Below are 20,124 nucleotides of genomic sequence, written 5' to 3' on the forward strand. Positions count from 1 at the left end.
AGAAATCCTTGTGGGAGCGAGCTTGCTCGCGATTGCGGAGTATCAGTCTATAAATAGGCTGCTTAGACCCGACGCTATCGCGAGCAAGCTCGCTCCAACAGGTTCTTCATTGCCCTACAGCGGGCTGTCCATCACCCTGCGATAGAACAACCACTCCTGCTCCAGCGCATGAGCCTGGTTCGCCGCCTTGCGAAAGCCATGGCGTTCGTCCGGGTAGTAATGCGCCTGCACCGCAACGCCGTTGTCCTCCAACGCCCTCACCATGTCGCGGGTCTGCTGCGGCACGACCACGGCATCCAACTCTCCCTGGAAGAAAATCACCGGCACGCGGATTTGATCGGCGTGCAGCAGCGGGGTGCGGGCGCGATAGCGTTCGGAATCACGCTGAGGGTCGCCGATCAGCCAGTCCAGGTAATCGCCCTCGAACTTGTGCGTCGCGCGGGCCAGGGCCACAGGGTCGCTGACGCCGTAGAGGCTGGCACCGGCGCGGAAGACATCGTGGAACGCCAGGGCGCATAGCGTCGTGTATCCACCGGCACTGCCACCGCGGATGAATGCACTGCGGCCATCGATCAAACCTTGCCCATCGAGGTAGGCGACCACCGCACAGGCATCCTCGACATCCACCACCCCCCAATTCAAATGCAACGCCTGCCGGTACGCCCGGCCATAGCCGCTGCTGCCTCGGTAGTTGAGGTCGGCCACGGCGAAGCCGCGATGGGTCCAGTACTGGATACGCGGATCGAACACCGGATAACAGGCCGAGGTCGGACCGCCGTGGATGAACACCACCAGGGGCGGTTTCGCATCAGCATTCATGGCCGGATAAAAAAATCCATGGGCCTCTTCGGATGCCGAGGGGTAGCGCAGGGTTCGAGGACGGCTGATCTGCTCGATGGGCAGCGGTGCGAGGCCACCGGCCAGTACCGTGATTGCATGGCTTTGGCGCTCGATGGCAATGACGGCCGACGGGTGGGTCGGCGAGGCGGCGATTGCATAAATGCACCGCTCATCCAGCGCCAGGCTGCGAAAACGGCTGTAGGCACCAGTGAAGTCCTCGCCAGCGGTGTCGCTGCGACACAGGCCCAACCGTCCAAAACCCGCTTCGGTCCAACTCGCCAAGTAGGATTGCTCGCCCAACGGCAGCCAGGTGCAGCCACCCAGTTGCCACGGCGCGGGTGCATGATCGGCCTCGGCGGCGGGCAGCGGTTCCAGGCCGCTGGTCGACGCCACCCAAGGCTGCCAGTATCCTGCGCGATCCGTCAGGCAAGACAGACGATTGGCCGCATCGAAACGCGGCTGCTGGATGGATTCGCCATCGCCTTTGCCCGCCACACAGCGCGGCTCACTCCAGCCCGAGGCATTGCGCTCGGCCAACATCAAGCGCGTTGCCGTCCACGGTTGATGCGGACGGCTCCACTCGACCCAGGCCAACCGCTGCCCATCCGGGCTCAGGATAGGCGAGGCGTAGAAATCCGCGCCTTCAGCCAGCACATGCCGTTGGTGATCCACCAGCCCGATCGACACCAGACGATGCCGGTTGGCCTGCTCCTCTACCGCCAGCACCTGCCCGAAGGCGAAACTGAGGTCACCGTAGCGGCAATCGCCAGTGGTCAGCGCCACGGGTAGCGGGTCGGCCAGCGATTGGTGATACAGCTGCTGGTCGGCCTCATTGACGAACAGCACGCCGTCGTCGCTCAGGCAGAACGATCCGCCGCCGTATTCATAGACCCGGCTGCGGGCGCTGAAACCGTCCGGTGTCAGGCAGCGGGCCTGGTGGTTTTGCCAGTGCCAGATCCGGCAAGCGCCGTCTTCGGGCCGGTATTCGTTCCAGAACAGGCCCAGGGGCCCAAGCTGCAGTTCGGCGAAGTCGGTGCCGGCGGCAACGGCCTGGGCGGCGCTGAACGGATCAGCCTTTGGCGATGAGGTGTGAGTTTCGTTCATTGCGGAAGGCCAGTTGTTCGATGGTTTGCGTGGCGTGCTCGGCGTCTTCGCGAGCCTGGAGAATCACGCCGTGATGTTCGGATTTGCTGCACACCGGGTCGGCGTTGCTGGCGTCGCCGGTGAGCATGAACGCCTGGCAGCGACAGCCACCGAAGTCCTTTTCCTTTTCATCGCAGGAGCGGCACGGTTCGGGCATCCAGTCATAGCCACGAAAGCGATTGAAGCCGAACGAGTCGTACCAGATGTGCTGCATGCTGTGGTCGCGCACGTTGGGAAACTGCACCGGCATCTGTCGGGCGCCATGACAGGGCAGCGCGGTGCCGTCCGGCGTGACCGTCAGAAAAATACTGCCCCAGCCGTTCATGCAGGCCTTGGGGCGTTCTTCGTAATAGTCGGGGGTGACGAAGATCAACTTGCACGGATGCCCTTGGGCCTCCAGCCGGGCACGATATTCGTTGGTGATCCGCTCGGCGCGTACCAATTGTTCGCGGGTGGGCAGCAGCCCGACGCGGTTGAGCTGGGCCCAGCCGTAGAACTGGCAAGTGGCGAGCTCGACGAAGTCGGCTTCAAGGGCGATGCACAGCTCGATGATGCGGTCGATCCTGTCGATGTTGTGCCGATGGGTCACGAAGTTCAGCACCATCGGGTAGCCATGGGCTTTCACTGCCCGGGCCATTTCAAGTTTTTGCGCGAAGGCTTTTTTCGAGCCGGCCAGCAGGTTGTTCACCTGCTCGTCGCTGGCCTGGAAACTGATCTGGATATGATCCAGGCCGGCTTTCTTGAAGTCGCTGATTTTCTGTTCGGTCAAGCCGATGCCGGAGGTGATCAGGTTGGTGTAGAAGCCTAGCCTGCGGGCCTCGCCGATCAGTTCGGCGAGATCCTGGCGCACCAGCGGCTCGCCACCGGAAAAGCCCAGTTGCGCGGCGCCCATTTCCCGGGCCTCGCGAAACACCTTGAACCACTGTTCGGTGCTCAGCTCCTTGCCCTGCTCGGCAAAGTCCAGCGGGTTCGAACAGTAAGGGCACTGCAACGGACAGCGATAGGTCAGCTCCGCCAACAACCACAGCGGCAGGCCGACCGCAGGCTTGTCAGGCGAGGGTGATCCAATGCTCTGCACGGGCGACCTCCATGAATTGCTCGATGTCGTCACCGAGTTCCGGCACGTCGGGAAACTGCTTGGCCAGTTCGCCGATGATGGCCGCGACATCCCGTTCGCCATCGATCAAACCGCCGATCAGCGCAGCGCTGTCGTTGAGCTTGATCATGCCTTCGGGATAGAGCAGCACGTGGCCCTTTTGGGCCGGTTCGTACTGGAAGCGATAGCCGGGACGCCAGCGAGGGGTTTGGCTGCGGTCGAAACTCATAAGTTGATTCCTTTGTGCCATACCCGTTCTGCGGTCACGCTGTGATAGGGCGGGCGGTTCAATTCGTAGGCCATGCTCATGGCATCGAGCATGCTCCAGAGGATGTCCAGCTTGAACTGGAGGATTTCCAGCATGCGCTCTTGCCCCTGGCGGGTGGTGTAGTGCTGCAAGGTAATCGCCAGCCCGTGCTCGACATCACGCCGGGCCTGGCCCAGGCGGGTACGGAAGTATTCATAGCCGGCCGGGTCGATCCACGGGTAATGCTGCGGCCAACTGTCCAGCCGCGACTGGTGGATCTGCGGCGCGAAGAGTTCGGTCAGCGAGCTGCTGGCGGCCTCCTGCCAACTGGCCCGGCGGGCAAAGTTGACGTAGGCATCCACCGCGAAACGCACACCCGGCAGTACCAGTTCCTGGGAACGCAGTTGGTCGGGGTCCAGGCCCACTGCCTGGCCGAGGCGCAACCAGGCTTCAATGCCGCCGTCTTCGTCGGGCGCGCCGTCGTGGTCCAGCAGGCGCTGGATCCACTCGCGACGGATTTCCCGGTCCGGGCAATTGGCGAGGATCGCGGCGTCCTTGAGCGGGATGTTCACTTGATAGTAAAAGCGGTTCGCGACCCAGCCCTGGATCTGCTCGCGAGTGGCGCGGCCCTCATACATCGCCACGTGGTACGGGTGATGGATGTGGTAATACGCACCTTTGGCGCGCAAGGCCGCTTCGAACTCGGCGGGGGACAGAGGGGTGTCAGTCATTGCGGTTCTCCGGGCAATTCCCGTGGGGTTCTGTGGTGTCAGGGGCGGCCCTATCGCGAGCAGGCTCGCTCCCACATGGGGTTGGTGCTGCATGAAATATCCAATGCCACTCGGACTGCTGTGGAACAAGCATCCGGTACGACCCGGATCACTGTGGGAGCGAGCCTGCTCGCGATGAGGCCAGCCCTGCCAGCATCAATTCTGACTGACACCCCACAATCATCCCGCCCTCCCTACAACTCAATACTCATTCCGTCGTAGGCCACTTCAATCTTTCGACGTACAAGTTCCGCCCGCTCGGGCGAGTCTTCATCCAGGATCGGGTTGGTGTTGTTGATATGAATAAGGACCTTGCGCGGCTCGGGCAGTTGCTCCAGGACCTCAAGCATCCCGCCGGGGCCGTTCTGCGCCAGGTGCCCCATTTCCCGACCGGTGCGGGTGCCGACACCACGGCGCTGCATCTCGTCGTCATCCCACATCGTGCCGTCTACCAACAGGCAATCGCTGGCGGCCATGATCTCTAGCAGTGGCCCGTCGACCTTGCCCAGGCCCGGAGCATAGAACAGCTTGCCACCGGTGCGCAGGTCTTCGACGATCAGCCCGATGTTGTCGCCCGGGTGCGGATCGAAGCGGTGCGGTGAATAGGGCGGCGCGGCGCTGCGCAGCGGCAACGGGGTGAAGCGCAGGTTCGGGCAGGCCGGGATGGCGAAGCTCTGGTCGAGTTCGATGCGGTTCCAGCTCAAGCCGCCGTTCCAGTGGGTTAGCATGTTGAACAGCGGGAAACCGGTGCTCAGGTCTTCATGAACCATGTCGGTGCACCAGACCTGATGCGGGCAACCTTCGCGCAGGCTGAGCAGGCCGGTGGTGTGGTCGATCTGGCTGTCCATCAGGATGATGGCACCAATCCCGGTGTCCCGCAGGGCCCGACCGGGTTGCATCGGGGCGAAACCCTGGAGTTGGGCGCGGATGTCCGGAGAAGCGTTGCACAGCACCCAGTTCACACCATCATCGGAAAGCGCAATCGATGATTGGGTACGCGCCTGGGCCCGCAGGCTGCCGTTGCGAAAGCCTGCGCAATTGGCGCAGTTGCAATTCCACTGGGGAAAGCCTCCGCCGGCGGCGGAACCTAGAATCTGGACGAACATGGCCGCTCCATCTGCAAACCGAAATAAAAACGCCCCGGCTGACCGAGGCGTTGTGCTGCGTGCTTAACTGCCTGCAACCATCAACGGCTGGCGAAGTACATGGTGACTTCGAAGCCGATACGCAGGTCGATATATGCGGGTTTGGACCAGGACATGGAAATACTCCTTTGGTTGGGGTTGGACGTGTGGGACCTATACATATAGTCCACCTCCGTTCGGAGATGTTCAGATGCGCAGACGACTATGTTACTAAATTAAACAAATTCGTTGGCCGTGATCTCTGAGAAAGCTCGTTACAGAGCCTGCAACGATCATTTCGGCGTTTGCCATGGGGCTCCGGGACACGCCTCGCTGGCCAGGCAGCACCATCCGCCTTGGGCGTTAATCAGGTCACGCGCCGCGTTTAATAGTAGTTCGCGATCCAATTGTTCGATAGCACCGGGCAAATGCTGCAGATAGTCATCCGGCCGCCCGGCCAGTTTGGCGTGCCAAAGCAGCTCGGCCGCCTGGGCCAGGGGCAGGGTGTCGCTTGAAAATTGGCTGGCGAGGGCGTGTCGGGCGTGGAACAGATTCGAATCGTCCATGTGCAGCCGTTCTGGTAGCTCGGCCAGGAACTGCTCGATATGGCCGATCAACCGCGTCGCCGAAGCGTTGGGGGATTGGACACCGAACAGCAAGCCGGTCTGGCCACTGATCTGCTTTAACCCGCTGAACACGCCATAGCCCAGTTGCAACTCGACCCGCAGGCGCTGGTAGAACGGCGTCTGGCACAGCTGCGCCAGCAGCCGCCAGGCCGCTTCGTCGGACAGTTCCTGAGTTGGTGTAGGGCAGAACAGCAACACCGCCTGTTCATCGCCCTGGGTTTCAAGCGTATGCCAGACACGTTGAGCACATGCTGTTAGCGGCTCGGCCTCCTGGCCGGGAATACCGGGCACCCGGGCCAGTACCGGGCCCATCGCCGCCTGGGTCGCTGCCGACAGGCCCAGGGCGAGCCCGTCCCACCGGGCCGTTGCCCAGATGTCGTCAGGCAGCACGGTTGCCGAAGGTTGCACGTTTCGCTGACAGAGATTCGGCAATGCCTTCGACAGCTGTCGAATCGGCATTGGCTGCGCCTCGTCATCGGGGCGAGCCACTGGCAGCGGCTGGCCCAGCTTCATCAGGATATGCTCCAGCACCCGCGGCATGGGTGCCTGCAATCCAACCAGTTTGAGCAGGTGCTGGGTGCCGGATGGCTCGAAGGTGACGTCCACCCCGGCCTGGCGAGCATCTTCAAACAGGTCCTGTAGGTGTTGCGCGAGCCTGGCCTGGAAATCCAGCGGAGCCGGGGCTGCCCACTGCCAGCGAAGATACATCGCGCCTTCCCCGGTATTGTTCCCGGAATTGTTCGCCAAGGTCTGGCTGAACTGCATCGCCGAGCGTTCCCGTCGGCCCCGGGTGCGATCCTGGGCAAAGGTGCGCAAGCCACGGTGGGCGCTGGTCTGGCCGCGTATCAGGCCGGCACGGGTTGGTTCATCCGGCGTTTGCAGGAACGGATTAGGCGCAGGCAGTCGCCATTGTTCGCCGAAAGAATCGGCGGGGTGCAACTGCTTGAGGATTTCCCGAAGCCGTACCAGATCGTTTGCCGACAGTGCACTGGCACGACCTTCACTGTCCCGGCGAGCCAGTTGTAATGCCGATCCGGTTTCCAGACGACGTTGCAACACTGCGGTGAACTCCTCGCGCAACAGCGCCCAGTCGTCCTGGGCGGCGAAAAAGCCCAGCCAATCCTGGAGCAGCGGCAGGATTTCCTGTGCCCCCTGGGGATTGTCGAGCCTGAGCCCAAGGTGCAGCAGCGCCTGCCCGGCGAACTCGTACAGTGGTGTGGCGGTGAGGCTGCCCGCCAAGGCGCGCTCACGCAGCGTGGCGAGCAGCCCGCCCGGCTTGCTGGCGTTCAACTGCGCGCAGAGAAATTCCAACGCCAGTGGCGAGGCGGCGGGAAGTTGCTCGAAGGCAAACAGCAGGTCCAGTCCGCCTTCTCGTGTTTGTTGGTAGCTCGCCGTGGGCGACGCCATCAGCCTTGGGGGTGATTGCTGAACCAATGCTTCGCCCACGGGTAGGTGGTTGCTGAACTGTTTGGCCAGCGCTTTCAAGGTCTCGACACTTTGCGGGCCGGCCAGGCTCAAGGTCATCTGGCCGCTCTGGTAAAAACGCCGATAGAAATCGCCCAGGGCCGCCTGGAATTCCGGTTGTTCGATGGCGAGGCTGTCGCGATTGCCTGCATGAAAACCGCGCAGCGGGTGAATTGCCGACAGTCCGTCGTGCAGGGCGATCTGTCGCTGGGCTGCCGCATCCTGGGACCAGGCAATGAATTCAGCGTGCAACACTTCCCGCTCGCGCAACTGCTCGGCTTCGTCCAGGCGCGGATGGATGAGCATGTCCTGCAATCGCTCCAGCCCACCGGCGAACGCAGCAGGTGGTAATTCGAAAAAGAAATCCGTGGTCCGCTCGCTGGTGCGGGCGTTGACCTGCCCGCCGTGCCGCTGCACGTAGGCCATCAGGTTTTCCCCTGCAGGAAACCGCTCGGTGCCGAGGAAGAAAAGGTGTTCGAGAAAGTGCGCTAACCCGGGCCAGGCCAGGGGCACGTCATGGCTGCCGGCCGCCACCCGCAGTACCGCAGCGCTGCGTTTCAGGCCAGGAGCATGACGCAGGGTTATCCGCAGGCCATTGGGCAGGGTTTCAGAGTGGGGGCGCAGAGAATCGGGAGCCGGCATGAGCACATCCAGAACAGAGATGCGCCCATGCTAGCGGATTCACTCAATGCTTGTGCAGGTCCCCATAGAGGGCAGGGCGACGGTCGTGCAGATAGTTGTAGGCGGCGCGGGAGTTTTCAAGCATCTGGCGGTCCAGTTCACCCACGATCAACGCCTCATCCAACCCGGCGAGGGCGGGGCGGCTACCATCCGGTGCGGCGATGCTGCTCTGGCCGCAATACAACAGTTCACCTTCATGGCCGCAGTAATTGGCATAGGCGACGAAGCATTGGTTCTCGATGGCCCGGGCGCGCACGGTCACATCGGCAATGAACTCGTAGGGCTGCATGTTGGCGGTCGGTACCAGGATCAGCTCGGCGCCGGCCAGGGCCAGGCGTCGGGCATTTTCCGGGAACTCCAGGTCGTAACAGATCAGAAAACCGAGCTTCCAGCCGTTGAGCTCGACGATGGGCAGCGCCGAATCGCCAGCGCTGAACATCGCGTGATCGAGGTCACCGAACAGGTGACTCTTGCGGTAATTGGCGAGGCGTTCGCCCTGGGCGTCGATCAATTGCACCGAGTTGAAGACCTGCCCGTCTTCGCTGCGCTCAGGGTAGCCGTAAACGATCGCCAGTCCTGCCGCCTTGGCGATGCGGCCGATCTGCTGGGACCATTCGCCGTTGTAGACCTCGGCCAATACATTCACCGCATCGACACCGATGTTGTAGCCGGTCAGGAACATCTCCGGCAGCACCAGCACATCGGCGCCCCTGGCCTCCAACGCGACCCGGTGCAGGCGTTGCAGGTTGGCGGCCGGATCCAGTGGCAGCGGTGGGCATTGGTAAAGGGCTACGCGCATCGACAACTCCTTTTATTCGGGCAAGGCGATCGGACCGATCTCATGGAATACATCACCTGGACCCGGGTTCTCGGCGTGAGTTTCACCGCCGAAGTGCTTCATGATTCCCCACACGGCGTTGAGTGAGGTCTGTACCGCGCCCTCGACCCAGGCGGGTGTCCATGAGACGTCATCGCCGGCGATAAAGATCCCGCGCTGTTCGGCGGGCATGTCGTCCTGCATGAAATGGGCGTACATGCGCTGGTTGTAACGGTAGTGGCCAGGCAGGGCGCCCTTGAAGGCCCCGAGGAAATGCGGGTCGGCTTCCCATGACACGGTGATCGGATCGCCGATGATCCGCGCGGCTATGTCCACTTTCGGATAGATTTTCTTCAGGGCATCGAGGGCCAGCTTCACGCGTTTTTCCACCGGGTGCGGTAGCATTTTCAGCGCATCGCTCATCCAGGAGTACGACAGGCAGATCACACCTGGCTTGTCATCGCCGTTGTCGAACAAGTAAGTGCCACGGGTCAGTCGGTCGGTGAGGGTCATGCTCATCAGGTCGCGCCCGGTTTCCGGATCCTTGTCTTTCCAGAAAGGACGGTCGACCATCACGAAGGTCTTCGATGCTTGCATGTAGCGGGTTCGGTCCAGGGCCATCCACATTTTCTGTGAGAACAATGCCTCTTCGCATTCGATCTGGGTGGTCAACAGCCAACTCTGGCAAGTGACCAGCACCGCTGCATAATCGCGGGTGTTGTCCCACACATCCGTCACGCTGAACCGGCCATCGGTGGCGCGTGCGATACGCTTCACGCCGCTGCGCGGTGCGCCCTGGTGCAACGAATTCAGACTGGTGCCCTCCGGCCAGTGCGCGCAGCGTTCCGGCACGTGTCGCCAGATGCCGTGGGGCACCTGCTCGACGCCGCCGACCACCAGGTGCTGGTGATCGTCACAGTTGGTCATCACCACGCGGAAGATTTCCAGCATCGAATTGGGGAAGTCCGAATCCCAGCCGCCGGTGCCGAAACCGACCTGGCCGAATATTTCGCGGTGCTGGAACGACAGCTTGGCAAACGCCTTGGAGGTGGCGACGAAGTCGTAGAACGTGCGGTCGTCCCACAGCGGCACCAGGGTATTCCACAACGCTTTGAGGCGAGGCACGTCGCGGTCGCGGATCGCTTGCTGGATCTCGCTGAAACTGGAGCGATCCTCCAGCGCATCGGCCCAGGCTTCGGCCACTTCCTGGAACAGCGCCGGCAGGTCGGTCATTTTCTCTGCGTAATAGGTCTGGCCTTCCAGGTCGATGACGGTGCTGCCCGAAGCCGAAGTCAGCGGGTTGGGAAATGGTTTGGTCTCCAGGCCCAGTTTGTCGACATAGTGATAGAACGCCGTGGACGACACTGGAAAACGCATGCCGCCCAGTTCGGCGATCACCCCTTCGGCGCCATTGAACGCCTGCGAGCGCAGGCGCCCACCCATTTTCGACGCTTCGTAGACCACCGGCTTCAAGCCCAGCTTCATCAACTCATAAGCGGCCACCAGGCCGGCGATCCCAGCACCGACTATCGCCACCTCCGCGCCATGGTTATGCGCCGGGATGCTGCCCAGCCCGGCCGGATGTTCGATCCAGTCATCAAAAGCGAATGGAAAGTCCGGCCCGAAAATGGTGATGGGCTTCTTGCCGTCTGCAGGGTGGCGGTTGTGCTTGTTCATGGCTGACCTTGATGAGCGACTCGACGCGGCGTTCGCGTCTGAGTATAGGAAAGATGTCGGCCATTCTAGGGAGTGTGGAATACGTTAATAAGACACAATATGTCGTCGTTTTGGTGTGCTTTAAGTCGATTTGTCGTACTGGTAATTCCTAATGACGAAAAGCGGACCCTGTGGGAGCGAGCCTGCTCGCGATAGCGGTATAGCAGTCATTGGCGACCAGAACTGATTCTGGCTGCATTACATCGAACCCTCGCGGAAACCCCCTTTAACAATTGCCCGCGCGATCAGGGACTGAATAACGAGCGGAGCGTCTAAGGTTATTCCCTTGAGGTTATATATCTTGGGTGGCATATTGGATGAAATGGGACGTTGAATACACGGATGAATTTGAGATGTGGTGGAACCGCCTCGACGAGTTCGAACAAGATTCCGTACAGGTCTCAGTGATGCTGCTTGGCGATTTCGGCCCGCATCTGGGGTTTCCTCACTCCAGCGGTATCAAGGGCTCGAATCATGGCAACCTTCGGGAGCTACGGGTGCAGCACGCAGGTCGGCCTTACCGAGTGCTCTATGCGTTTAATCCTCGCCGTTGCGCCATTCTGCTGATCGGTGGTGACAAAACCGGCCAGGCCCGCTGGTATCAGGACAATGTACCTCTTGCCGAGCGGCTCTATGACGAGCATCTGGCAATATTGAAGAAAGAGGGTTTTGACAATGGCTAAGAAATTTGCCGACCTGGTGGCGCATCGTTCGCCTAAATCCCAGGCCCGCGTGCAGGCGGTGTATCAGAAGCTGCGGGCAGAGATGCCGTTGCACGAGTTGCGTCAGGCGCAGGCGTTGAGTCAGGACGCGTTAGCGAAGACGCTGCAAATCAATCAGGCGGCCGTTTCGAAAATGGAGCGTCGTACTGACATGTATATCAGCACTTTGCGCAACTATATTCGCGCAATGGGCGGAGAGTTGGAAATTATTGCCACTTTTCCGGAGGGGCAGGTCAGGATCGAGAACTTCTCCCGCCAAGCGTAGTGATCCTGTGGGAGCAAGCCCGCTCCCACAGTTGTGGTCCGCTTGGGCTCTAGACCGGTTGCCCCCGATCGATCTTGCTGCTGAGGATGATCGAGGTGGTGGTCTTTTCCACGCCGTCCACGCTGCCGATCTGGTCGAGCAGCTGGTCCAGTTGTTCCGGCGAGTCGGTGCGCAGCCAGGCCACGTAATCGAACTCGCCGCTGACTGCGCACAGCTGCTGGACCTGGGCCATGGCACTCAAGCGGCGCAGTACGTCCTTGCCAGAGCGCGGTTGGACGGTGATGCCGACGTAGGCTTGCAGGCCGCCATCGATCACCCGTTGCCCCAGGCGCACGCCGTAGCCGGTGATGACCTTGGTTTTTTCTAGCCGCGCCAGGCGCGAGGTCACGGTGGTGCGGGCGATGCCCAGTTGTCGGGCCAGCATGGCGACGCTTTCCCGGGCGTTGATTTGCAGGGCTGCGATCAACTGGCGATCGATTTCGTCGAGGACGGGAGGGCGGGGATCAGGCACGGTGGGCTCCGGCGTGGGCTTGGGTGGCGGCCATGTTACAGGCTCCTGCGCTTGAAACAGCTAACGGAAGGTAAAGTCAGAGCCTGCCAGGCTAGCGCCAGATGCAGTTGTGCAGGAACGAACCAGAGACCGTCCCGGTAGACGAGTTGTTCTGCGGGTAACTGTAGAAGCAGGTCCAGGGAAAACGACTGGACTGAGCCTTTGTCATCGTCGTCCTCAGCCTCCCAATCGCGCTCAAAACAACGCACTCTCAGTTGTTCGGCGGCGAAGCTCTCATACTGCGGACGATTGCCCAGCCATTGCGCAGGGACTCGCAACGTATGCTCGCGAACGTCGAGCAGCAACAGTTGCCAGCCTCGATAGCTTCCACACAGTTGCGTCGCATCGATCACCATACGGGTCAGGGCCAGGTAACGGCCATCCGCCGACCAGATCATCGACGGCGCCAAGTCGTTCAAGGCACAGCCGGACGCGGTCAGTAGATAGCCGCCGAGCCGTGGGCTGCTCGCCCGCACCCAGCTGTCGGCATATTCCGTCTTGCTGCCGAACAACCAGGCGGCGTCCTGATCGCCCGGCGCAGGCTGGATGAAATCACCTTCGGCGATGGCCGCTTGCGGGCGATCCACCAGGCGCCAAGGGGGGACGACGTGCAGTTGTGAGTCGGTGACCTGTAACTCCACAGTGTCATAGAACAGCCGGTATTGTTCGCTGGGATCAAAGAATGAAGGATCACTGGCGGTCGGCGCTGCGACATTGAAGCGTTGCAGCGCGGTGCTTTCCAGTGCCTGATCGAGACGGCCCGCAACCACCGCAAGACTCAGCCGGCCAGCACGAAAATCCAGGATCCGCGCTACCCACATCGCTGGCCCTTCCAGCAAGCGCCGTTGCTGTACATCGGCGATAACGGCGTGGGAGGCGACGATCATTGAGTCGGCGTAAGGCAGTAGCGCCAGATATCGCCCGCAATCGGAAACCCGATGGTCCAACAGCCAGCATCCCGGCAGTTGCCAGTCCCCGATCTGGCAGCGATAAGCGCCAAGGCCTCCAGCGTTGTCGGTCAGCCAGGATAGGTGAGCCGGCACGCCGCCGATTAGCGGTTGCGTCTCGATATGCGAGTCGCCACGCAGGCCCTCGCTATCCAGCGGCATCACGATTGCCATCCGGGTCAGTTGAAACTCGCCAACCTGCACGCGCCCCTGGGCGTCATGCCCGACCTGGGTTTCGGTATCGCTGTGGATACTGTCCAGCCGGTAACCGTAGCGGCCGCTGCTCGGGCGCGGGTAGTCGAGGTACGCGCCGAAATGCACATGGCCGGCGTCGAAGCGCAACAGTTCATGCCAATAGAACGACGGTTCGGCGTCACGCTTCACCCAGGGCGAGGGCAGCATGCGCCAGCCTTTGTCGAGTTGCCACAGCCAGTACAGGTCGCCGCCTTCGTCGCTGTCCTGCTCTCGGGCCAGGCACACCAGCGCACATTGATTGGTACTCCACACCAGCGGCGCATCCGCGGCCATCAACAGGCCGGACGGCTGCCCGTTGATGCTGACGGTATAGCGCGGCGACAGCAGCGGAGCCAATGGCTGGGCCAGGTCTCTGAAGGTCGAGGGCAGTGAAATGTCGCCCACCAGGCGCTGTTGGCCGTCGGCGGAGCGCCGTTCAAAGGTGTGCTGGACAGGGTCGGAACGCCAATCAGGTTCTAGCCACAGGTCGGCGACAGGTACCAAGTCAACGGCACTGGCGGATCGCAGCAGTTCATCGAGGCGGATCTGGCGGACACTGTCATCCACCAATGGACTGTGGCGCCCGTTCAAACCGTTGAGATCGAATGCATCCAACTCCCACAATTCGCTATCGATGCAGCGGTACAGCCGACGCTGCTCACGATCGAGAACCACCAGACCCCAGCTCTGCCGGGACGGCACCGTCGCGGCAAAGTAACGACCATCCTCGGAAAACAATGCCGAGGAGCCGAGCCCTTGCAGGAGCACACCGTCAGGAAACAGGTAGTCGCAATAAGTCGGACCGCCCATGGCGATCTCGCTGTGATTGAACACCCGGATCGGCTCGCCTTCCGGGGTGAATTGCGGCTCGCTTCCGCCCCAGGCACTGGCGCCCTTGACGGAAAGGGGCGCCAGACCCAGACGCCGCTCCCAGGCACTGACGCAGGCGAGCCCGCCAAAGATGGCGACGATGGCCGCGATGATACCCCACCAATCCGGCAACGCCCGACCCAGGCTGAACCCCAGGCCAAACACCGCACCGACCATCAGCCGGGCCAACCCTCGGCCTGTGGATAAGAAGCCAAAGCGGGCCGCCAGGCCCATCAGCACTGCCAAGAGCAGGACTGTCAGCAGCGCCAGCGCGGGCGGCATTACCGTGACGAGAAAAGTCGGCACGAGCAGGATGCCGAGTTGCCAGAACAGATCGAGAAACAGGCGGGGCAGGCTGGGGCTGGCGATGATGGGAGTCTCGTAATGGGTTGTTGAATCAGCGATAGCTGAAAACGGTCACTGTACCGTCTTTTATATTGCGCCACCTCCGGTGCCGTTACGCTTTGCTCATCCAATTCTTAATAAATTCATCGAACAGCGGTGTGGCCGTGGCTGAAAAACTTGAAAAGGCTCTTGATTATTTTGATGTTAGGTATACGTTACATTTCAACAGCATAGTTGCGTATACGAGACATGGACTATTCATTAATTACAACCCGTCTGGGTGAGCAAATTCGCCAGCGGCGCCTGAACCGTGGCCTGACGCAGGCACGTCTCGCTGCTTTGGCTGGAATTACTCGACAGAAGGTGATCGCCATTGAACAAGGGGCTCTGTCAGTAGGAATGACAGCCTATGCACGGGTTCTGGGAGCTTTGGACTGTGAATTGGTGGTGGTGCCCGCTGCGATGCCGACGCTGGACGAAATCCAGGGAGTCTTCGACTGATGACAACAGTGCTGCAGGTTCTAACACCCGAAGGAAGCGCCGGGAAGATCCTCCGTAGTTCCGCAGATTATCGGTTCCGCTATAACGAGGAGGCTAACGCACAGGCAGCGGTCAGCCTGCTCATGCCTGTTCGCCTGGATGAATACCGGCATCGGGAGCTGCACCCGATCTTTCAGATGAACCTGCCGGAAGGTTATGTGCTGGAGCAATTGCGCAACCGTTTGGCTAAATTGGCGAACGTGGACCCTATGTTTTTACTTGCATTGTCTGGCAGCAGTTCACCTATCGGGCGAGTAGCTGTTAGCTCGCCGGAGGTCGATGCGCTGTTGCTGCGTCAACAGTTTCCCGGAGAAACGCTGGAAGAAATCCTGGCTTGGGACGGCGCACAGGATATTTTTGCCGACTTGGTGGATCGCTATATTTTGCGTGCAGGGATATCGGGCGTGCAGCCCAAGGTCCTTGTGCCGGAGCATCAGGCATCCGCGCCGCAGAGGTTTACCTCGAAAACCTCCGACCTGATTATCAAGAGCGGAAGAGACGAGTTTCCAGGCCTGGCGATCAACGAGTTCATTTGCATGTCAATCGCCCGGGAAGCCGGGATTGCTGTGCCTGAGTTCTATCTTTCCGACAATCTCAAACTGTTCGTTATGCGTCGCTTTGATAGGGATGAGCAGCTCAACCCCCTCGGTTTCGAAGACATGGCTGCATTGATGGGACTTTCAGCGGATCAAAAATACAGCAAGAGCTATTCAGCCATCGCGAAGGCGATCCGTCTGTTTTGTGCGACTGAACACGTGCCGGATTCGCTGGCCCAGCTATTTGCCACCGTGACCCTGAGCTGCATTGTCGGGAACGGCGACGCCCACTTGAAGAACTTTGGGCTACTGTATTCCGACCCTACTCAACGCGATGCGCGGCTGGCGCCTGCCTACGACATCGTCAATACAACAGCTTACATCCCGAAAGATGTACTGGCGCTTGACCTTATTGGTAACAAGTCATTTTTCGCCTCGCGACAAGGGCTGCTGGATTTCGCTTCGGTATGCGATATTGCCCGGCCAGAAGAGGTCATCCGTTTGCAGTTAAACGCAATGGAGCAAGTGTTGGCTCGCTCGACTGAGCAGTGTGAGCATGCGCCACATGTGGTATCGGCAATAAGACGCTGCGCCGAGCCATTTTTGAAAACCTTTGGCTAGCGCACATATTTTCGCCACTCGTAAACACAAAAGCCGCGCAGTGCGCGGCTTTGAGTATGGTGGGCCCACACGGACTCGAACCGTGGACCAAAGGATTATGAGTCCTCTGCTCTAACCAACTGAGCTATAGGCCCTCAGTAGGTCGCGGATTATAGCGACGGTTTCTCGGCTGTGCTATCCGAATAATCCGATACGGTCACACGCAGAAACGTTGCGGCGAATTCGTCTGCGCACAGGGGCAGGCTGACGATGTAGCCCTGGATCTGTTCGCAACCTTCTTCGGCGAGGAATTGCTGCTGGGCCAGGGTCTCGACGCCTTCGGCAATGATGCTGAATTGCATGCTGCGGCCCAAGGCAATGATGGCGCGTACGATGGCCGCGTCGTGTGGGTCGTCGGGCAGGCCGCGGACGAAGGACTGGTCGATCTTGAGGATGTCCAGCGGCAGCCGCTTGAGGTAACTCAGCGAGGAGTAGCCGGTGCCGAAATCATCGATGGCCAGTTGCACGCCCAGTTTTTTCAACTGATGCAGCACTATCAGCGCTTCTTCGGCCTGGCTCATGATGAAGTTTTCGGTAATCTCCAGTTGCAATAGGCCGGGCTGAAGGTGGTATTCCCGCAACAGTTGCTCGATCCGCCCGAGCAGGTTTGGCTGGCGCAGCTGGGCGCCGGCCAGGTTGACCGAGAGCGGGCCGAGGCTATCGTAGGTGCGGTTCCATTCGCACAGTTGCCGACAGGCGCGCTCCAGTACCCAGTCGCCGATCTGCAGAATCATGCCGTTCTCTTCCGCCAGGGGGATGAAGTGTTCCGGCGGTACGTCACCGAATGTCGGGTGGTACCAGCGAATCAGTGCTTCGGCACCCACCAGGCGATTGTCGACGAGGCTGATTTTCGGTTGGAAAGACAGCGACAGCTCGTTGCGCTCGATCGCCCGCCGCAGTTCATGCTCCAGGGCCACGCGTTCGCTGGCCTGGGCGGTCAGGTCACGGGTGTAGCTCTCCACCCGATTGCGCCCTTTGGCCTTGGAGCGGTACATCGCCGCGTCCGCATTCTTGACCAGCGTGGCAACGTCGTTGCCATCCTGTGGATACAGGCTCGTGCCAATGCTGGCACTGATGAAGAACTCATGTTCACCGGCCTGGAATGGCGCGCTAAAGCAGTTCAGCAGCTTCTGGGCAATGTGCTCGGCGTCGCTGGGTTGTTGCAGGCCCGGTAAGAGGATGATGAATTCATCGCCGCCCAGGCGCGCCACGGTGTCGATATCACGCAGTTGCTCGCGCAGGCGCACGGCGATGCCTTTGAGCAGCAGGTCGCCGACCGGGTGCCCGAGGCTGTCGTTGATATGTTTGAAGCGGTCCAGGTCGAGGAACAGCACCGCACCCTGGCCGCCGTTTTCCTGTTGGCTGTTGAGAGCGGCCAGCAACCGGCTTTCAAACAGCGTGCGATTTGGCAGTCCGGTAAGCGGGTCGTGGTGCGCCTGGTAGTCGAGTCGGGCCTGGGCGTGCTTGAGGCTGGAAATATCGGCAAAGACCGCGACGAAATGGGTGATCTGCTGGTGGCGATTGCGCACCGCGCTGATGGTCAGCCAACTGGGGTACAGCTCGCCGTTTTTGCGCCGGTTGGAAATCTCGCCTTGCCAGTGTCCTTCGGCCGTCAACTGGTGCCACATCGCCGCGTAAAAGGCGCTGTCATGCAGGCCGGACGCCAATAAACGAGGCGTATGGCCCAGGGCTTCGGTTTCGCTATAGCCCGTGATCTCGGTGAAGGCACGATTCACGGCGCTGATGTGCTGTTGCGTATCGGTGATCAGGACGCCCTCGGCGGTGCTTTCGAATACGGTGGCGGCCTGTTGCAGCTTTTCCTGCATGAGGTGGCGTTCGGTGATGTCCCGGGCGATGGTCAGCATGCAGTTTTCATTGCCGATGGGCAGAGGTCGGCTGGAGACTTCGCAAAGCCGGATCTGCCCGTCGTTGCGGCGGATATGACAACTGAAATCCTTCACGAAGCCATCGCGCTGCAACAGGTCAAGCATTTGTTTGCGTTCGTTGAGATTGACCCAGATCCCCAGGTCCAGGGTCGACCGATCTACCGACAACGCGCTGTTGAAGCCGGTAATGCGGCTGAAGCCCTCGTTGACTTCAATCAGCAAGCCGTCGCTTTGCCGCGACAGCAACAGGCCGTCGGGCGAGGCGTGAAACGCCTTGGCGAACTTCTCTTCGGAGGTTTGCAGTTGCTGCTGGGTTTCCTTGAGCTGGCTGATGTCACGTACCACCACGACCAGGGCCGGTGTTGTATCGAGGTCAAAGGGCTCGGCGGAGATCAAACCGGTGAAGGCCTGGCCGTTGCTGCGGCGAAAAGGCATTTCCAGATTACGAATGCTGCCGGCCTGTAAGCGTTGCAGCAGGCTCGGGCCGACGCCAGGGATGCCCCAGATGTTCAGTTCGGTCGCGGTCTTGCCCACTACTTCGTCGGCGCTCAGGCCGATCTGTTCTTCAAAGGCGGTGTTGACCTCCAGCAGACAGCCGTCTACCAGGCGCGCAATGACCAGGATGTCCGGGCACTGGCGAAACACCGAGGCGAACTTCTGCTCCGACAGGCGCAGCGCTTCTTCGGTGCGCTTGGCTTCGCTGATGTCGATCATCAACCCGCGCATCACCGGTTCGTGGCCGTGTTCGATCAGGCTGACGATGTCGCGCACCCACAAGCAGCGGCCATCGGCGGTGATGACGCGATAATCGATACAGTGGTCGCGACCGGCCAGCACCTCGGCGTCGCAATAGGTCTGGGCACGGATCAGGTCGGCGGGATGGATGATGTTGCGCCAGAACCCCGGGATCAGCCAGTGGGCGAGGGGATAGCCGAGCAATTCCTCGGCATGGGGCGAAACGTAGCTGTAGGTGAAATCGCTGACTTTCGCTTCCCAGGCAATGGCCGAGAGGCTCTCCACCAGACCGCGGTAATGGTATTCACTGCTGCGCAGCTCCTGTTCCAGGTCGACGCGTCGGGCGATTTCGGAGCTCAGCCGGCGGTTGATGCGAATGACCACGGCGAGGATGCCGACCAACAGGAGCAGGGTGGGCAGGCCATAAATCAACAGGTCCGACCAAAACTGACGGTAGTCGCGCACATTGCCGACCCATTTTTCCTGGATCTCACTGACCTCGGCCGGGGTCATGTCTGCCAGGACCTTATCGAGAATGCCTACAAGAATCTTGTTGTCCCGGGGCACGCCCATCGCCAGTTGGTAGCGATAGGGTGTTTCCCCGCTGACATACAGACCGTCCAGCTTGAGTTGGCGCAGGCTCCAGACGCTGGAGGCCAGGTCGCCGACGACCGCGTCGACTTCATCGGTCGCCAGCGCTTGCAAGGCCGAGCTGACGTTAGGGAGCGCCACCAGATTCAGGTCCGGATGATGATTGCGCAACAGTTCGTGGGGCGCGTAATTGTCCACCACGGCAATTTTCAACCCGTAGAGATCTTGCAGGTTGTGAGGCTGGGCGCCGCCCTGGTGGGCCAGGATGACGATCGGAAAATCCAGGTAAGGACGGGTAAAGGCCAGGTAGTTCTGGCGTTCGGGGGTGGACATGATGCCTGGCAGCAGATCGATTTTGCCCTGCGCCACCTGCTCCAGCACGGCGGTCCAGCTGACCGGTTCGATGGGCGTAAGGGTGACAGCCAGGCGCTCGCGGATGATTTCGACGTAATCGGCGGCCAGGCCTTGGTAGCGCCCCTGATCGTCGCGGAATTCAAATGGCGGCCAAGAGGCATCGACACCCAGGCGCAGGTCGGGGTGGTCCTTGAGCCAGCGGAGCTCCTCGTCGGTGAGCGTCAGCGCGCCAGCGGTTGCGGTCCATGTCATCAATGACAGCAAAAGCGCGGCCGTCAGTCTGGGCATCACTGTCTCGCCATGGCTTGGGAAAGGATGTTTCGAGTGTAGACGGGCTATAGGGCAGGGAGGGCGTAACGGGGGAT

General features: G+C 60.8%; 16 protein-coding genes and 1 tRNA gene. 4 read left to right on the forward strand and 13 right to left on the reverse strand.

Going from position 1 to position 20,124, the window contains the following annotated elements:
* Positions 1–114: 114 nt before the first annotated feature.
* From ACLEJR_RS19080 to ACLEJR_RS19120, 9 genes are all read right to left on the reverse strand, one after another.
* Complete coding sequence (locus ACLEJR_RS19080; protein WP_440815777.1) at positions 115–1,944, reverse strand: alpha/beta hydrolase family protein; 1,830 nt, start codon at positions 1,942–1,944, stop codon at positions 115–117.
* Positions 1,910–3,052: a pyrroloquinoline quinone biosynthesis protein PqqE gene (gene pqqE / locus ACLEJR_RS19085; protein ID WP_440815863.1), complete on the reverse strand. Its 1,143-nt coding sequence runs from the start codon at positions 3,050–3,052 to the stop codon at positions 1,910–1,912. The genes ACLEJR_RS19080 and pqqE overlap by 35 nt, the downstream gene beginning before the upstream one ends.
* Positions 3,033–3,308 carry a pyrroloquinoline quinone biosynthesis peptide chaperone PqqD gene (gene pqqD, locus ACLEJR_RS19090; RefSeq protein WP_053125968.1) on the reverse strand — a complete coding sequence of 92 codons (276 nt, stop codon included), beginning with the start codon at positions 3,306–3,308 and terminating at the stop codon, positions 3,033–3,035. Before pqqD ends, pqqE begins: the two co-directional genes overlap by 20 nt.
* Positions 3,305–4,057, reverse strand: coding sequence for a pyrroloquinoline-quinone synthase PqqC (pqqC, locus tag ACLEJR_RS19095; RefSeq protein ID WP_440815779.1), 753 nt, complete (start codon positions 4,055–4,057; stop codon positions 3,305–3,307). Before pqqC ends, pqqD begins: the two co-directional genes overlap by 4 nt.
* A 233-nt stretch (positions 4,058–4,290) precedes the next feature.
* Entirely contained in the window at positions 4,291–5,202 is a 912-nt protein-coding gene (gene pqqB / locus ACLEJR_RS19100) for a pyrroloquinoline quinone biosynthesis protein PqqB (protein WP_440796373.1), read from the reverse strand.
* 80 nt (positions 5,203–5,282) lie between these two features.
* The gene (gene pqqA, locus ACLEJR_RS19105; protein ID WP_003177660.1) at positions 5,283–5,357 is read right to left on the reverse strand and encodes a pyrroloquinoline quinone precursor peptide PqqA; all 75 of its coding nucleotides are present in this window, start codon (positions 5,355–5,357) and stop codon (positions 5,283–5,285) included.
* Positions 5,358–5,513: 156 nt separating this feature from the next.
* Positions 5,514–7,952: a pyrroloquinoline quinone biosynthesis protein PqqF gene (gene pqqF / locus ACLEJR_RS19110; protein ID WP_440815782.1), complete on the reverse strand. Its 2,439-nt coding sequence runs from the start codon at positions 7,950–7,952 to the stop codon at positions 5,514–5,516.
* A gap of 43 nt (positions 7,953–7,995) precedes the next feature.
* Entirely contained in the window at positions 7,996–8,790 is a 795-nt protein-coding gene (locus ACLEJR_RS19115; protein WP_440815785.1) for a carbon-nitrogen hydrolase family protein, read from the reverse strand.
* Positions 8,791–8,802: 12 nt separating this feature from the next.
* Positions 8,803–10,485 (reverse strand): flavin monoamine oxidase family protein, encoded by a 1,683-nt coding sequence (locus ACLEJR_RS19120; RefSeq protein ID WP_440815788.1) that lies wholly within the window; start codon positions 10,483–10,485, stop codon positions 8,803–8,805.
* Between the two features lie 356 nt (positions 10,486–10,841).
* On the opposite strand from ACLEJR_RS19120, the gene ACLEJR_RS19125 reads away from it, so the two are divergent.
* Together ACLEJR_RS19125 and ACLEJR_RS19130 are read left to right on the forward strand one after the other, a co-directional pair.
* Positions 10,842–11,207, forward strand: a complete 366-nt coding sequence (locus tag ACLEJR_RS19125; protein WP_440815791.1) for a type II toxin-antitoxin system RelE/ParE family toxin — start codon at positions 10,842–10,844, stop codon at positions 11,205–11,207.
* Positions 11,200–11,511 (forward strand): XRE family transcriptional regulator, encoded by a 312-nt coding sequence (locus tag ACLEJR_RS19130; protein ID WP_440815794.1) that lies wholly within the window; start codon positions 11,200–11,202, stop codon positions 11,509–11,511. Before ACLEJR_RS19125 ends, ACLEJR_RS19130 begins: the two co-directional genes overlap by 8 nt.
* A gap of 49 nt (positions 11,512–11,560) precedes the next feature.
* Here the strand turns inward: ACLEJR_RS19130 and ACLEJR_RS19135 are convergent, their stop codons facing one another.
* Positions 11,561–12,022, reverse strand: a complete 462-nt coding sequence (locus ACLEJR_RS19135; protein WP_440796385.1) for an Lrp/AsnC family transcriptional regulator — start codon at positions 12,020–12,022, stop codon at positions 11,561–11,563.
* Between the two features lie 35 nt (positions 12,023–12,057).
* A complete protein-coding gene (locus ACLEJR_RS19140; protein ID WP_440815797.1) occupies positions 12,058–14,418 on the reverse strand; it encodes a hypothetical protein in 2,361 nt (786 codons plus the stop codon).
* A 288-nt stretch (positions 14,419–14,706) separates the two neighbouring features.
* On the opposite strand from ACLEJR_RS19140, the gene ACLEJR_RS19145 reads away from it, so the two are divergent.
* Together ACLEJR_RS19145 and ACLEJR_RS19150 are read left to right on the forward strand one after the other, a co-directional pair.
* The gene (locus ACLEJR_RS19145; RefSeq protein ID WP_440796389.1) at positions 14,707–14,958 is read left to right on the forward strand and encodes a helix-turn-helix transcriptional regulator; all 252 of its coding nucleotides are present in this window, start codon (positions 14,707–14,709) and stop codon (positions 14,956–14,958) included.
* Complete coding sequence (locus ACLEJR_RS19150) at positions 14,958–16,154, forward strand: type II toxin-antitoxin system HipA family toxin (RefSeq protein WP_440815799.1); 1,197 nt, start codon at positions 14,958–14,960, stop codon at positions 16,152–16,154. The genes ACLEJR_RS19145 and ACLEJR_RS19150 overlap by 1 nt, the downstream gene beginning before the upstream one ends.
* A 57-nt stretch (positions 16,155–16,211) precedes the next feature.
* Here the strand turns inward: ACLEJR_RS19150 and ACLEJR_RS19155 are convergent.
* Positions 16,212–16,288 (reverse strand) — tRNA-Ile (locus ACLEJR_RS19155).
* Positions 16,289–16,303: 15 nt separating this feature from the next.
* Positions 16,304–20,047 (reverse strand): bifunctional diguanylate cyclase/phosphodiesterase, encoded by a 3,744-nt coding sequence (locus tag ACLEJR_RS19160; protein WP_440796391.1) that lies wholly within the window; start codon positions 20,045–20,047, stop codon positions 16,304–16,306.
* Positions 20,048–20,124: the final 77 nt, after the last annotated feature.

The organism is Pseudomonas sp. SMN5, assembly GCF_052041925.1.
GTDB lineage: Bacteria > Pseudomonadota > Gammaproteobacteria > Pseudomonadales > Pseudomonadaceae > Aquipseudomonas.

What these genes read in the sequence shown, in the direction of transcription:
- ACLEJR_RS19080 (WP_440815777.1), bottom strand. Translation starts at nt 1,944, where the DNA reads ATGAACGAAACTCACACCTCATCGCCAAAGGCTGATCCGTTCAGCGCC.
- pqqD (WP_053125968.1), bottom strand. Translation starts at nt 3,308, where the DNA reads ATGAGTTTCGACCGCAGCCAAACCCCTCGCTGGCGTCCCGGCTATCGC.
- pqqC (WP_440815779.1), bottom strand. Translation starts at nt 4,057, where the DNA reads ATGACTGACACCCCTCTGTCCCCCGCCGAGTTCGAAGCGGCCTTGCGC.
- pqqB (WP_440796373.1), bottom strand. Translation starts at nt 5,202, where the DNA reads ATGTTCGTCCAGATTCTAGGTTCCGCCGCCGGCGGAGGCTTTCCCCAG.
- pqqF (WP_440815782.1), bottom strand. Translation starts at nt 7,952, where the DNA reads ATGCCGGCTCCCGATTCTCTGCGCCCCCACTCTGAAACCCTGCCCAAT.
- ACLEJR_RS19115 (WP_440815785.1), bottom strand. Translation starts at nt 8,790, where the DNA reads ATGCGCGTAGCCCTTTACCAATGCCCACCGCTGCCACTGGATCCGGCC.
- ACLEJR_RS19120 (WP_440815788.1), bottom strand. Translation starts at nt 10,485, where the DNA reads ATGAACAAGCACAACCGCCACCCTGCAGACGGCAAGAAGCCCATCACC.
- ACLEJR_RS19125 (WP_440815791.1), top strand. Translation starts at nt 10,842, where the DNA reads ATGAAATGGGACGTTGAATACACGGATGAATTTGAGATGTGGTGGAAC.
- ACLEJR_RS19130 (WP_440815794.1), top strand. Translation starts at nt 11,200, where the DNA reads ATGGCTAAGAAATTTGCCGACCTGGTGGCGCATCGTTCGCCTAAATCC.
- ACLEJR_RS19145 (WP_440796389.1), top strand. Translation starts at nt 14,707, where the DNA reads ATGGACTATTCATTAATTACAACCCGTCTGGGTGAGCAAATTCGCCAG.
- ACLEJR_RS19150 (WP_440815799.1), top strand. Translation starts at nt 14,958, where the DNA reads ATGACAACAGTGCTGCAGGTTCTAACACCCGAAGGAAGCGCCGGGAAG.
- ACLEJR_RS19160 (WP_440796391.1), bottom strand. Translation starts at nt 20,047, where the DNA reads ATGCCCAGACTGACGGCCGCGCTTTTGCTGTCATTGATGACATGGACC.